13 protein-coding genes and 1 tRNA gene are annotated in these 11,781 nt (G+C 61.2%); 2 read left to right on the top strand and 12 right to left on the bottom strand.

The genetic code is table 11. The features are described from left to right. Nucleotides 1-2: 2 nt before the first annotated feature. The 3 genes from CD932_RS22705 to CD932_RS28455 form a co-directional block, all read right to left on the bottom strand. Nucleotides 3-338 carry an STAS domain-containing protein gene (locus tag CD932_RS22705; protein WP_094445033.1) on the bottom strand — a complete coding sequence of 112 codons (336 nt, stop codon included), beginning with the start codon at nucleotides 336-338 and terminating at the stop codon, nucleotides 3-5. Nucleotides 339-382: 44 nt separating this feature from the next. After that, a complete protein-coding gene (locus CD932_RS22700) occupies nucleotides 383-805 on the bottom strand; it encodes an ATP-binding protein (RefSeq protein ID WP_094445031.1) in 423 nt (140 codons plus the stop codon). Nucleotides 806-950: 145 nt separating this feature from the next. Further along, complete coding sequence (locus tag CD932_RS28455; protein ID WP_141213352.1) at nucleotides 951-1,274, bottom strand: hypothetical protein; 324 nt, start codon at nucleotides 1,272-1,274, stop codon at nucleotides 951-953. 133 nt (nucleotides 1,275-1,407) lie between these two features. Here CD932_RS28455 and CD932_RS22695 point away from each other — a divergent pair, with 133 nt between their 5' ends. Further along, nucleotides 1,408-3,405 carry a SpoIIE family protein phosphatase gene (locus CD932_RS22695; protein ID WP_094445030.1) on the top strand — a complete coding sequence of 666 codons (1,998 nt, stop codon included), beginning with the start codon at nucleotides 1,408-1,410 and terminating at the stop codon, nucleotides 3,403-3,405. A 187-nt stretch (nucleotides 3,406-3,592) separates the two neighbouring features. On the opposite strand, the gene CD932_RS22690 is transcribed toward CD932_RS22695, so the two are convergent. Together CD932_RS22690 and CD932_RS22685 are read right to left on the bottom strand one after the other, a co-directional pair. After that, complete coding sequence (locus tag CD932_RS22690; RefSeq protein WP_094445029.1) at nucleotides 3,593-5,482, bottom strand: diguanylate cyclase; 1,890 nt, start codon at nucleotides 5,480-5,482, stop codon at nucleotides 3,593-3,595. After that, the gene (locus CD932_RS22685) at nucleotides 5,482-5,913 is read right to left on the bottom strand and encodes a phosphate ABC transporter substrate-binding protein (RefSeq protein ID WP_094445341.1); all 432 of its coding nucleotides are present in this window, start codon (nucleotides 5,911-5,913) and stop codon (nucleotides 5,482-5,484) included. Before CD932_RS22685 ends, CD932_RS22690 begins: the two co-directional genes overlap by 1 nt. A 299-nt stretch (nucleotides 5,914-6,212) precedes the next feature. On the opposite strand from CD932_RS22685, the gene CD932_RS22680 reads away from it, so the two are divergent. Next, nucleotides 6,213-6,299, top strand: a tRNA-Leu gene (locus CD932_RS22680). A 93-nt stretch (nucleotides 6,300-6,392) separates the two neighbouring features. Here CD932_RS22680 and CD932_RS22675 read toward each other — a convergent pair. From CD932_RS22675 to CD932_RS22650, 7 genes are read right to left on the bottom strand one after another with little or no spacing between them, the layout of a single operon-like run. Continuing rightward, nucleotides 6,393-7,535, bottom strand: coding sequence for a tyrosine-type recombinase/integrase (locus CD932_RS22675; RefSeq protein WP_254926721.1), 1,143 nt, complete (start codon nucleotides 7,533-7,535; stop codon nucleotides 6,393-6,395). Further along, nucleotides 7,505-7,720: a DUF4224 domain-containing protein gene (locus CD932_RS22670; protein ID WP_094445027.1), complete on the bottom strand. Its 216-nt coding sequence runs from the start codon at nucleotides 7,718-7,720 to the stop codon at nucleotides 7,505-7,507. The genes CD932_RS22675 and CD932_RS22670 overlap by 31 nt, the downstream gene beginning before the upstream one ends. Continuing rightward, entirely contained in the window at nucleotides 7,717-8,025 is a 309-nt protein-coding gene (locus tag CD932_RS22665; protein WP_094445026.1) for a DUF4406 domain-containing protein, read from the bottom strand. The genes CD932_RS22670 and CD932_RS22665 overlap by 4 nt, the downstream gene beginning before the upstream one ends. Next, nucleotides 8,022-9,569, bottom strand: coding sequence for a DNA cytosine methyltransferase (locus CD932_RS22660; protein ID WP_094445025.1), 1,548 nt, complete (start codon nucleotides 9,567-9,569; stop codon nucleotides 8,022-8,024). Before CD932_RS22660 ends, CD932_RS22665 begins: the two co-directional genes overlap by 4 nt. Further along, nucleotides 9,566-10,420, bottom strand: coding sequence for a DNA adenine methylase (locus CD932_RS22655; protein WP_094445024.1), 855 nt, complete (start codon nucleotides 10,418-10,420; stop codon nucleotides 9,566-9,568). Before CD932_RS22655 ends, CD932_RS22660 begins: the two co-directional genes overlap by 4 nt. Continuing rightward, nucleotides 10,417-10,578: a hypothetical protein gene (locus CD932_RS29045; RefSeq protein WP_176461095.1), complete on the bottom strand. Its 162-nt coding sequence runs from the start codon at nucleotides 10,576-10,578 to the stop codon at nucleotides 10,417-10,419. The genes CD932_RS22655 and CD932_RS29045 overlap by 4 nt, the downstream gene beginning before the upstream one ends. Further along, on the bottom strand, nucleotides 10,575-11,738 hold the full coding sequence (locus CD932_RS22650) for an RNA-directed DNA polymerase (protein WP_176461094.1): 1,164 nt from the start codon (nucleotides 11,736-11,738) through the stop codon (nucleotides 10,575-10,577). Before CD932_RS22650 ends, CD932_RS29045 begins: the two co-directional genes overlap by 4 nt. Nucleotides 11,739-11,781 lie beyond the last annotated feature (43 nt).

Raw genomic sequence — 11,781 nt, 5'->3', positions numbered from 1 at the left:
GCCTAGGAAAAATGCCGCAAGCCTTGTTCACGGGTATCGGCGACGGTCAGGATAGCAAGGAAACCGCTGATGTCGAGCACTTCGCGGATCTGGCTCTGCAAGCCGCATAACACCAGCAGGCCGCCGCATTGCTTGAGCCGCTTGGCGACGATCAGCAACACCCGCAGGCCGGCGCTGGAAATGTAATCGAGCGCCGTCAGGTCAAGTAAAACCTGATGCGCGCCGCGCGTGATCTGCGCCAGCATGTCAGCCTCGGTCTGTGGCGCATTCACGCTGTTCAATTTTCCTTCGAGAGCGATCAGCAGCGCATCTCCAAGTGTTTCGCAAGTCATGTTCATGGAATGAAAACCAGGTTGTGTACGCACGGCAGAAAAAGCAAGATTCAAAACAGCTGCTTGCTGAAACGCAAATAATTTTGACCCTCGTGGCGACGATACGAGACATCGTCCATCAGGGTCTTGAGAAAATGGACCCCGAGCCCGCCGACGACACGCTTTTCCAGATCCAGCGCCATATCGGGGGGGCCGGCGACCAGCGGGTCGAAGGCGACACCGGTATCGCGCACTTCGGCGCTGATGATGGCGTCCTCCAGTCTGATCCGCACGTAGATTGGCTCGCTTGCGCCGCCGGGAAAAGCGTAGTTGATCACATTGACGACCACCTCTTCGAGTACCAGATTGAGGTTGAACGCAGCCTTGGCGGGCAGACCATTTTGGGTACAAAAGTCATCCACGGCTTCTGCCATGGTATCGATTTGCGTGATCTCGTTACGCAATACGATCAACAGTTCTGCGACTCCGGACATCGGATCTTCCTTATTGGAAATGCTTCACTCTCTGTGGCGCAAGCTGCTCATGAGTGCGTTCATAGTGCCACAGACTGCAGCTGGCGACAGCGTCCTGCGGCAGCTGGTCTGTCGCCATTTATGGCGACAGACCAGCGTGTCCGGTTCAGCTATTGTGTGACTGGAAATTAACCAGGATCATCAGACGCCCTGTGCCGCAGGCAAACCAGCAGGCCTGGCGCGCCGACGCCCGATCATCACTGAAACGCGCATGGGATTGAACTTGATATCGCCAATTTCGAACGCCGGCAACATGCACCACGTTGTGGACTTGATGCCGAAAAACAATACCGATGGACCAGCCCGTATTTGCGGCCATGATGTGGCCAACCTGTGAGTCTGCACGATTCAACCTGCGATTGTGCACCCGCATCAAGTACACGCCGATGCGCTTGTGCGCCAAGGACGCAGGCATACGGTGACCGGCCATGTCGGCTTCAGTCGCAAACTGCCTGCGGGACGGGAGATCTGCGCTGCCGCCTGTTTCAATCCAGCAGCGCTGATGCTGTTGCGTGCCCGGGCTCCCGTGCCAACAGCGCTGCCACGATGACGAAACTATGGCAATGAGCGATCTGAGTGCGACGTTGTTTGCACGTTACAACTGGGTCATGCGCGCCACCTTCATCGGCGTGGTGCTTATCGCCTGCGTACTGGTTTATCGGCGCTTTGAGTACACCCTCAGCGCCCATTCCGCGACACTGGCCGGACAAATGCAGGAACAGGCAAGTGCACTCGATGCCATCATGAAAAGCAGCGCCGACGGTGTCAACACCATGCGTCAACATGCCCAGACATGGTATCGCCTGCACCCGCAAGCCCCCGCCCCGTCGCCATTGCTGCAGGCCTTGCAGGACTGCCGGGAGCATGCCGGCATCTGCCTCGATACGCCGCCGCCGCCCTGGCGCACCAGCGACATCGGCAATCTTACCGGTGTTCCAGGCCCGCTCACGCCAGCGCTCAGACGCGATCTGGAAATGGCGCTGAGCCTCAACGACAGCTTCCGCAGCATCGGCAACAGGGTGCAGGAAGCGGCGTGGGTGTACTACATTTCGCAACTACGCTTCATCAATCTTTATCCCTGGGTCAGCTCGAAGAAGTATTTTTATGCCGATTCGCTGATGCAGAAAGCATTTTTCCGCGATGTCAGACATGCGCGCGACGAGGCGCAACCTGTCGCCTGGACCTCCGCCTACCTCGACGATGCAGGTCAAGGAGCAATGGTGACGGCCTCGGCCGGGGTGTTCGACAATGGCCAGTTTCAAGGCGTAGTGGCGGTCGACGTCACGCTGGAGCGGCTCAATACCTTCGTCCGCAACTGGCGCGCCAACGCCGGCACACTGTTCATCATCAATACGCACGGACAACTGCTGGCACACCCCAGCCTGGTGCAGCCACAGGCGCCACAGATACTGCCACGCGAAACGGCTTTCCCGCCAGCCATTGCACGCGATCTGCCGGCCACGCTACTGGCATCGCGCGGCCACCTGGTGCTGGCGCACGGCTACTACATGGAAACAATCGGCATAAGCAATGCGCCCTTCCAGTTGGTACTGCTGGTGCCACAGCACGAACTGATCATGTTGTCGCTGGAAACTGGCGTGCTCATTGTCTTGCTGCTGGTGATCGGACTGACGGTCATGCTGGTGGTCGCCAACCGGCTCACCTATCTGGATGCGGTGCTGCCAGCGCAAAAACTGGTGCGTTACATCCAGCTGGAAAGCAGTGGCCCCGGGCAGCCAATGCCGGTAGTGCCGACCGCATGGCTGCCCTGGTTTCATAGCATCCGCGCTGCCTTCAACGCTCACACGCAACTGGTCTCGATTCAGCAGGAACTGGATGTGGCGCGGCGCATGCAGCAGTCCATCGTGCCCAAGATTTTTCCGGTACGTGCCGAACTGCAGATGTTCGGGCTCATGATTGCCGCGATGGAAGTAGGTGGTGATTTCTATGACTATTTCTGGCTCAGCGAGACCCGTATCGGCGTAGTCATTGCTGACGTCTCGGGAAAAGGCGTGCCGGCAGCGCTGTTCATGGCCGTCTCACGCACGCTGCTGCGCGCGATTGCTGCCGCTGCAAGCGGCCCGGGCGAATGTCTGGCGCGAGCCAACAATCTGCTGGTGCAGGAAAATGAGCAAAACATGTTCATCACTCTCTTCTACGGCATTCTCGATACCCGTTCCGGCCAACTGGTCTACGCCAACGGCGGCCACACCTTGCCGTTCCTGATCCATTCCAACGCCACCGTCACTACCCTGGAGGGTACCGGCGGCATGGCACTAGGGGTAATGGAAGACATCGTCTACGCCGAAAAAACCGTGTTTCTGGCACCAGACACCACCTTGCTCCTCTACACGGATGGCATCACTGAAGCGTTCAATCCGTTCGATCAAGCCTTCGGTGAGCAACGATTGGCAGAGCAGCTCGTGCAATCTGCGACGCTGAAAACCGAGCCGCTGCTCACGGAATTGGTTGCCTGTGTGCAGACATTTGCTGCCGGCGCGCCGCAGTCAGACGACATCACCTGTCTGGCCATGCGTTATGTCTCAGCACAGGATGCTTGACAAATCCAACGGTGAACGCGTGCCCGCAGTCGTGAATTTATCGCCTTCGCCAGTGTCTTTTCCCATGCCAGCTCCTGAGATGCTGCAAGGCAATTATCGCCAAGTCACTCAATGTAGCCGAGTCCGCTTAGCTGACGTTGATCATGCGCAAACAGGATTTCATGCGCTTGCCTTCGGGCAGGCGCGGTCAGTCGCCGCCATGGTTCATGCCGGCGTCAAAGAACTGGAAATTATTCTTGCCCGCCGATTTGGCGCGGTACATGGCCGCGTCGGCATTCATCAGGAGCTTGTCGGCGCTGTCGCCCTCATGCGCATACAGAGCCACGCCGATGCTGCAGCTGATCCGCACTTGCTGGCCAGCGAGCAGCAGCGGCTGCGTGACGGCGGCCAGGATCTGTTGCAGCAGAGCGTGGGCGGCGGCCAGCTCATCCCTGTTCCATGGCAGGATCAGGACGAATTCGTCGCCACCGAGGCGGCCTACCGTATCGTGCTGGCGCACGCATTGCCGCATGCGCTTGGCCGTGATTTTGAGCAATTCGTCACCGGCCTGGTGGCCCAGGCCATCGTTGACCTGCTTGAAGCCGTCGAGGTCGATAAAACAGACCAGCGGCGTGCTGCCGCCGTCACGCGCCTGGTTCACCGCCGCTTCCAGGCGCTGCATGGTCAGGCTACGGTTGGGCAAACCCGTCAGCCCATCGTACATGGCCAGGGTCAAAATGCGCGCTTCGGCCTGCTTGCGGTCACTGATGTCGCGCGCGATCGCCACCACGCCGTCTTCCACGCCGACCAGTTGCAGATGCAGCCACCGGACCTTTGCCTCGACGCGGTCGTTTTGCCACTCTTCCTCGTGCACGGCGCGCTCTTCGGCCGCGTGCCTGAGCTTGTCGAACAGCCCGTTCTCTCGGCTCAGCGGCAACAACTTCGACAGGCTCGCGCCCTGCATCTCCAGCTTGCTCTTGCCCGTCATCGCCTCGGCGCGGCTGTTGACGGTGGTGACCAGGAAATCGACCAGCACGCCATGCTTGTCGCGCAGGCAGTGCAGCATGAAAAAGGCGTCGAGATTGGCCTCGGCGGCGGCGGCATAAGTTTCCTGCGCGCGCCGCATCAGGCGCTGCGCCTTGGCACGCTGCCATAACCAGCTCCAGGCCATCGTCGCAAACAGGATCAGCACGGCGCTGGCCACTGCGGCCAGCGCCACGTTGGCTTGCCGGTGCTGCATGAATTGCGCCATTTGCTCATCGCGCGCCAGGCCCACCACCACGCTCAAACCGCCGCCCAGCAATGGCTGCACCATGATTTCGCGCTCCACGCCATCCCAGGCCGGCTGCGCGCGCAAGCGGGCCAGCGACGGCGCGCTGCCCCGCCAGCCTTCGCGGGCGCCCACGCGCAAGGCCCGTGCCCGCCCGTCGGCGCCATAGATGGCCAGCAAGCCATGCTCGCCCTGGCGCGTGCGCTCGTAGCCACTGGTGAAATAGGCGGGGTCCACCTGCACCATCACGATGCCGTCGAAATGGCCGCCGGCATCTTCCAGGCGCCGCGTAAAATGGAGCAGCGGTGCGCCCCCGGTGCGCTCGGGCAGCGGCGCGCTGACATCGGTGATGGCGCCGCAGCGCGCGGCATGGCGCTGGAAATAATCCTGGGCTGCAATCGAAAGGGGCGCCGCTGCGGGGCTGCTGGCGATCACGCGCCCGCTGCGGTCGGCAATCGCCACCGTAAAGATCATGGACGGCGGCAACAGATCCTGGCGTTTCAGTTCGGGCAATGCGCCGTCGGCGCCCTTGAGGCTGACGGCATACGCCGCCACCTTCAGGGTCTGCTCGATGGCGCCGATATTGCGCGCCACCTGCGCCTCGTAGGTGTCCATCAATTCACGCACCGAGTCGCGCATCGCGTTTTGAGCGCTCACCTGCTCGGCGCTGATGATGCGCAAGGTGCTGCCCCAGATGGCCACCAGCAGCAACAGCACGAACAGCGGCAGCGAAAAATGCGTGTCGGTACTGCGGCGCAGCAGCTTGCCGATGCGGCGCGCCGCGGCGCGTGGCGCGATCGTGTCCGTCGTCTTTTTCCGCAAGGCCATCAGCGCACCACCAGCACCGGCTTGACGCTGGCGTTCAGGGCCTTGCGGTCGATATAGCCAATCAGGCCGGGATTGCCGGCGACCAGCTTGCGCACGCTAGCGCTGTCAGGTACTTCCCTTGGCGGCTGGCCGCGCCCGGTGAAAATCATCTTGGTCCAGTAGCTCTTCAGCAATGCCGGCGACTTGGCCGCCACTTTCAGATAGAACACATCGCGCTGCGCAGCGCCGATCGGCTGGTCGACGGCGCTGGCCGGTGCGCCATCCGGAAACCGCCTGCTCTGGCCCAGAAAGATATCGGCGACCTGGTCGGCGCGCAAGGCCTCGGTCGCATTGCGTGCAGAAACGATGACGACCATCTCGCCGCCAAGCGCCCAGCTCGCCTGGCTGCAGGCCAGCGCCAGCAACAGGCTCGACAGTGCTTGTCTGCGCATGGCGGCCATCCTGAAACACAAAATCGAGATTGATTCCTGCATGATTACGATGAGATATAAATGTTTCCCAATCGATATGACAGGAAAAAGCCATGCCGGACACTGCCGGCGAACGGCGAGACAATGGCGGGGGACCGAAGGTTGAAACCGTGCCCGAAGTGTAGCACGATAGTTCCAGTATGAAACTTTACATGCCTTAAACACAATAAGAAAGATAATCGCCTGTGACCGTTTGAAGACAGCCTCTGCCGTGACCAATGGTGTAACAGGCATTATTTGTGCTAGAATCTCGCCGCGCTGCCCGGATGGTGAAACTGGTAGACACTGGAGACTTAAAATCTCCCGCCTGTAAGGGCGTGCCGGTTCAATTCCGGCTCCGGGCACCAGCGCTTATCACACTCACAGAGATAGTAATCACTATTTCCAAGCATCGGCCAGTTCCGCAAAACTGGCTCTGTTCCGCAAAAAGTCTTCTGTAGCTATTTCGTCGGCTTGACGAGCTTGCCGCGCCGGTGGCGCACATAACGCGCTGTCATGGCCGTCGTGGTGTGTCCCAGCTGTGCTTGAGCCACCGCAATTCCGCTGATGTCATCCACGTCCGTAGCCGCCTTGGCGCGCAGATCCCGGAACTGGAAATTCCTGATGTCCTTCTCAATTTCCGGGTGCTCGCCAGCGGCCTTTTCACGCGCAGCTTCAAAGGCGTAGCGCAGCATGTATGTCGTCATGCGCTGGCCATCGTTGTTGTTGATCAGCCCTATGCCGACGGCTGGGCGCTTGTCGATGCGCGCCAACAAAGTGGCCAGCTCGCCGACAATCTCGATCCGTAGTTTCTTCCGGGTTTTATTCTGGCTAATTTCAATCGCCCCGTCTTTCAGGTTGGCGCGCGTGATTTTCAGCATATCCGCCGGCCGCTGTCCGGTGAGATAGGCCAGGTCGAGCGCATCACGCAGACCGGGCGACGCAGCCGCATACACAGCGGCGAACACGGCGTTGTCGACGTATACATCGCGCCCATCTTCCTTGAAGCCCTTGATGCCGGCGCATGGGTTGGCCAGATTGGTCAGGCCGGCGCCGCGTGCAAAATTCCAGATATGCGACAGCAGTGCCTTGTCGCGATTGGCTGCCACCTCCCCTTCTTTTCCAGTCCATTCGGGCACCGGTTTGCCGCGCGCCTCCAGGCTGGCGTTCTTTTTCCGGCGCTCTTCGGCGATGCTGGCCGACCTCCACGCCAGGTACTGCTGGACCATCACCGGCTGAATTGAGTCCATCGGCTCCTGTCTGTCATCAAAGAACTGATACAGGTGCGCGAGCTCATTCATGTTCTTGCGCTGCGTGCCGGTCCCTTTTTTACGCATGACTTCCCGGATATAGCGCTCGGCCACCATGCGGAACGTCGGGCGGATCGCTGAAGGAATCGAGCTCGCTGTCAGTTCGGCCCACTTGCGAACGGCCTCGACATAGTCCGAACCCAGCGATATCTCGCTGCGCGGCCGCTTGCCCGTATCCAGGAAATAATAGGTTTTCTGGCCTCGATGCCTGGCTCGCATGCCAGTAGGCAGATTTTTGTTTCTCGTTGGAACACGGCCCATGCTTACTTCGCCCTCAAGCCAGGTGGTACCCAAGGCGTTTTTTCTGGCGGCGCTGCAGTGGCCCTGCCCTCTATGGTCTTCCGCAGCACGACCGGACGCCCGATCGCATTGATAAAAAATGGTATACCCATATTTTTAAGTGCGGCGACCTGCAGACTTTTAAGCTTTCGGCCCGTCAGTTCGTATATTTCTGTCTGCTCAAGGAATGTCGCGCTCATACCGGAATGGTCCCTTTTTTCTTCAGTGGGTAGGTGTCGAGACCGAGCAGCTTGGCCAGGATGAATTCTATGCGTGCGCCCTTGCTGCGTGGCCAGCCTGGCAGCATCACCAGACAGTCGACGCTGGCCACCTGGGCCACGCTCATGCGCATGTAGCCGATCCAGCTGCCGCACGCTGGCGCCGGGTTCTCGGCCGGGTTGATCACGACATGGCCGGCGGCGCGCAGCAGCGTCGCTGCCTGGTGAAACGCCGGATAGTTGAACTGCGATCGACCGGTCATCGGTCCCGCGATGTAAATTCTCATGCAGCCCTCGCAAACTGTTGTTCGTGTTGGAAATTGGCGGCCACCAGGGCGCGCGCCAGCGGCGGGCAAACGCTGTTGCCGATCATGCGCACCTGCGCCTCCTTCGACAGTTTTTTGCCGTTATGCACCAGGTCGAGAATGTAGGTCTCCGGGAAGCCCTGGGCGCGTGCCAGCTCGCGTGGCGTCAGCATGCGCATGCCGATGTCAACGATGGCATAGTCTTCGCCGCGAATGGTCACCAGCCCGATGCGATCCTTGGTGGGGATGGTATGCATCGGATCGGTCAGCGACTGATCCTGGCCACCTTCGCTGTAATACTTGATCAGGAAGGCGCGGACCTCGGCTACGTGGCCGCCGCCGGCCGTCAGCGTCGGGATGGGCTGCAGCACGTCCTGGGCAAACTGATTGTTGCGCAGCTTGACGATGGTGCTGGCCACCACGGAATGGTGATCCGATGTGGTGACCGTGCCGAACGGTACCGTCACCGCCGTGCCGACGACGCCGCTGTAGTGCTTCGCCAGCATCGCGCTCACCAGGGCGAAGTGGCCACCCTTGATTTCGGCGCATTGCGTGCGCAGCGGTTCGGCCGCGCTGAAGTTGCGCTGGGTGGAGCCGTTCGCATGCTCCGTCAGGAACGGCGCGGCGGCGGCCGGCACGATAAAAGGGTCTTCGGCGTTGACGATATACTTCATCACGCCCTTGGCCACGCGCGCCAGCGTCTTGTCGGCCAGCGGCTTCTTGCGCGTGAAAATGCTGGGGCACGGGAGCGACCAGTCGATGCAATCGGCGGCTGTCAGCCAGGGCTTCAAACCGGACTTGGCGAACCCGCTCAACTTCGGATTACCATGCGTCGGTACCGGCCAGCTAATGGCCAGGCCGTCGCGGCGCGCGAACACAAAAAGCCGCTTGCGTATAGTCGGGGTGCCGAAGTCGCAGGCGCGCAGGATCTTGTATTCAACCTTGTAGCCAAGACCGCGATACAGGCGCTCCATCGGGAAGTCGGCGCCCAGCGCCTCGTATATTTCCGGCACGTCCGGATGCTCGGCGGCGAGGCCTGTCGACAGCGCATCGATAAATGCCGCGAAGGTGCGCCCCTTCGCGCTGGCGATCGGGTTGCCCTCGTCGTCCAGCGGGCCCCAGTCGAGAAATTCCTCGACGTTTTCCAGGGCGATGCAGCGAGGCATCTGGAATGCGCCCCACTTGAGCGTCACCCAGGCCAGGCCCCTGATCTTCTTTTCCCGCGGCTTCCCGCCCTTGGCCTTGCTATGGTGCTTGCAGTCAGGGCTGAACCAGGCCAGGCCGATAGGACGGTTGCCAGTGATAAAGCCTGGGTGCACGGCGAACACGTCCTCTTGGTAGTGAGCGGTATGCGGATGGTTGGCGGCATGCAGGGCCAGCGCCTCGCCGTTATGGTTGATCGCGACGTCGACTGGGCGGCCAAACGCCTGCTCGATCCCTTCAGACGCGCCACCGCCACCGGCAAAGTTGTCGATCAGCAGCTCGCTGCCGAGATCGAGCGGAATGGTGAAATTGTCGCGCCTCATGCAAACATCCTCCCTTGCACTGCTTCGTGACTGAGCGCGGCGGCGCAGCGCGGATTTAGCCAGACCATTTCCTCGCGGATGGCCGTTCCGCGTGCGGCGCTGATGCGTGCCGTCGTGGTGTGGCGGATCCAACCGTCGAGACGGCCTCGATACAGCAGCGAGTCGTATCCACTGAGGACCACAAAACCTTCCAGCTCGAGCAGCCCGTCGAGCAGCTCGACATGGTCGAGGTTCGTCAACTCGTGGTTGTAAGTACGCTGGCTGCCAGTCATCACCCTGGTCTCGTGCATGTATGGCGGATCGACAAAATGAAGCGTGCTCGGAGTGTCATGCTTCCGCATTACCTCCAGCGCCGGCCGATTTTCAATCAGCACGCCGGACATTCGCTGGCCAGCTGCTGCGATCGACGCGGGATAGGTGGCCCACAGGTGCTGCGCGGTACCGTACTCACGTTTGGTGTCGATGCGAAACCCGGTGTGACCCTTGGTGGCGCCGGCGCTGCCGAAGCCCATCTGTGCCCTAATGCAGAGGCGACGCGCCAGTTCGACCTGGTCGGTCGTCGGCAGCCACGCTTGCTCGAACTCGGCGCGCGCATATGGCGTGCACACCAGCGCCTCAATCAACTGCTGGCGCAGCACTGGATCGCGCAGCACGGCAAAAAAATTCACCACTCCCGAATCGAGGTCGTTGTACACCTCGGCGTACACGCGCGGCTTCTGCAGCAGCACGCCGGCGGCGCCGCCGAATGGCTCGACATAGCATGTGTGTTCAGGAAAGAATGACAGGATCCAGGGTGCAAGCCGGAACTTGGCGCCGTGGTAGCGCAGCGCGGGATTGATCACCGTCGTCATGGCGCGCTCCGGACGCAGGTTATGCAACGGCCGTACTGGCGCAGCTGGCGTGCCGTGCTGGCCTTGCCGCAGGCGCAGCGCTTGCGGATCAACGAAAACACTGGCGCTTTATTGTTGTCCAGATGTTGTCGCTCAACGCGGGCGAGGTCGTACATCATCGTGATTTCCTATAGGTTTGTGTAAGCGCTCCGTTGACGCAATGCCCGCGCCGCATCACCGCGCGCGCCAGCGCCGCACGGTCGGCGTGGCTGCTGTCCGCCTGGCGCAGCAGGCCGAAGTAGCTGTTGGCCGCCGCGAACACATCAGCGGCCGGGATGCCAGCAATGCGGCTGGTGGCCTCGTGCACGGTGCGGCGTCGCGTGCGGCTGTGCCAGGGCTTGATGACCTGGCCGACGAAGTCGACGCCGCGCGCAATCGGCTGCAGGATTGTCTTGGTGGGATTGAGGTTGGCGTGCAGCACGCGGGGCAGGAACTCGTTGATGCTGGCCAGTGCCGCGCCCAGCCACTGTGGCGATTCGTGCAGCAGCAGGAAGTCGTCGACGTAGCGGATGTAATGCTTGGCGCCGATGCGGTGCTTGGCGTGCTGGTCCAGCGCATCCAGATAAATATTTGCAAAGAACTGGCTCGACAAGTTCCCGATCGGCAGGCCCAAGTGAGCCGGCTGATTGACCAGGCGCTTGTGCGCCGGCACGCGCGCCAGCAGCTCGGGCGCGCCGCGCAGCTGGTAGTTCTCGCGTGGGTCATGAAGCAGGATCGTTTCGGCCAGGCGCAGCCACCACGGCTCGCTGACGCGTGCGGCGATCTGCCCGCGCAGCACGTCCTTGTCGATGGCGACAAAGAAGTTGGCCAGGTCGCACTTCAGGTAGAAGGCGGGCCGGGCCCAGTTCTGCGTGACGCTGCGGATCTTCGATTCAAGCCGCTTGGCCGCGTACATCGTGCCGCGGCCCGGAATGCAGGCGCAGGTGTCCTTGATGAACGAGGCGTAAAAGCGCGGCGAGATTTTGTTGTAAAGCAGGTGGTGCACCACGCGATCGCGGAAGTCGGCCGCCCATACCTCGCGCGCTTTGGGGCGCGTGACGACGAAGCAGATCGACTGACCGGGCTGGTAGCTGCCATCCTGCAGGTCATCGAACAGATTGATCAGGTTGCGCTCCAGGTGCTGCTCAAACACCAGGGCGCTGGGGGTATTGCGTTTGGTGCGGCGGCAGTCGAAATACGCGACGGCCAGCTGCTCGAGCGTAAAGTCCGCATCGGGATGATCTGCGGACGGCGCGGGCGCGGCCCTCGTACGAGCGGTTGTTGTTGTTCTGGTTGCCATTGTTGAAATTCTGATTCCACGCGTTAGAGGGGCCGGCCTGCGT

The sequence above is a fragment of the Janthinobacterium sp. PC23-8 genome (genome assembly GCF_002250505.1).
GTDB lineage: Bacteria > Pseudomonadota > Gammaproteobacteria > Burkholderiales > Burkholderiaceae_D > Janthinobacterium.
This window is presented reverse-complemented; position numbering and strand designations above follow the sequence as displayed.

Bases quoted from the DNA above. Each gene is read 5' to 3' on its own strand.
- CD932_RS22650 (WP_176461094.1), bottom strand. From the start codon at position 11,738: ATGGCAACCAGAACAACAACAACCGCTCGTACGAGGGCCGCGCCCGCG.
- CD932_RS22655 (WP_094445024.1), bottom strand. From the start codon at position 10,420: ATGACGACGGTGATCAATCCCGCGCTGCGCTACCACGGCGCCAAGTTC.
- CD932_RS22695 (WP_094445030.1), top strand. From the start codon at position 1,408: ATGAGCGATCTGAGTGCGACGTTGTTTGCACGTTACAACTGGGTCATG.
- CD932_RS28455 (WP_141213352.1), bottom strand. From the start codon at position 1,274: ATGGCCGGTCACCGTATGCCTGCGTCCTTGGCGCACAAGCGCATCGGC.
- CD932_RS22665 (WP_094445026.1), bottom strand. From the start codon at position 8,025: ATGAGAATTTACATCGCGGGACCGATGACCGGTCGATCGCAGTTCAAC.
- CD932_RS22685 (WP_094445341.1), bottom strand. From the start codon at position 5,913: ATGCGCAGACAAGCACTGTCGAGCCTGTTGCTGGCGCTGGCCTGCAGC.
- CD932_RS22670 (WP_094445027.1), bottom strand. From the start codon at position 7,720: ATGAGCGCGACATTCCTTGAGCAGACAGAAATATACGAACTGACGGGC.
- CD932_RS22660 (WP_094445025.1), bottom strand. From the start codon at position 9,569: ATGAGGCGCGACAATTTCACCATTCCGCTCGATCTCGGCAGCGAGCTG.
- CD932_RS22700 (WP_094445031.1), bottom strand. From the start codon at position 805: ATGTCCGGAGTCGCAGAACTGTTGATCGTATTGCGTAACGAGATCACG.
- CD932_RS22705 (WP_094445033.1), bottom strand. From the start codon at position 338: ATGAACATGACTTGCGAAACACTTGGAGATGCGCTGCTGATCGCTCTC.
- CD932_RS22690 (WP_094445029.1), bottom strand. From the start codon at position 5,482: ATGGCCTTGCGGAAAAAGACGACGGACACGATCGCGCCACGCGCCGCG.
- CD932_RS29045 (WP_176461095.1), bottom strand. From the start codon at position 10,578: ATGATGTACGACCTCGCCCGCGTTGAGCGACAACATCTGGACAACAAT.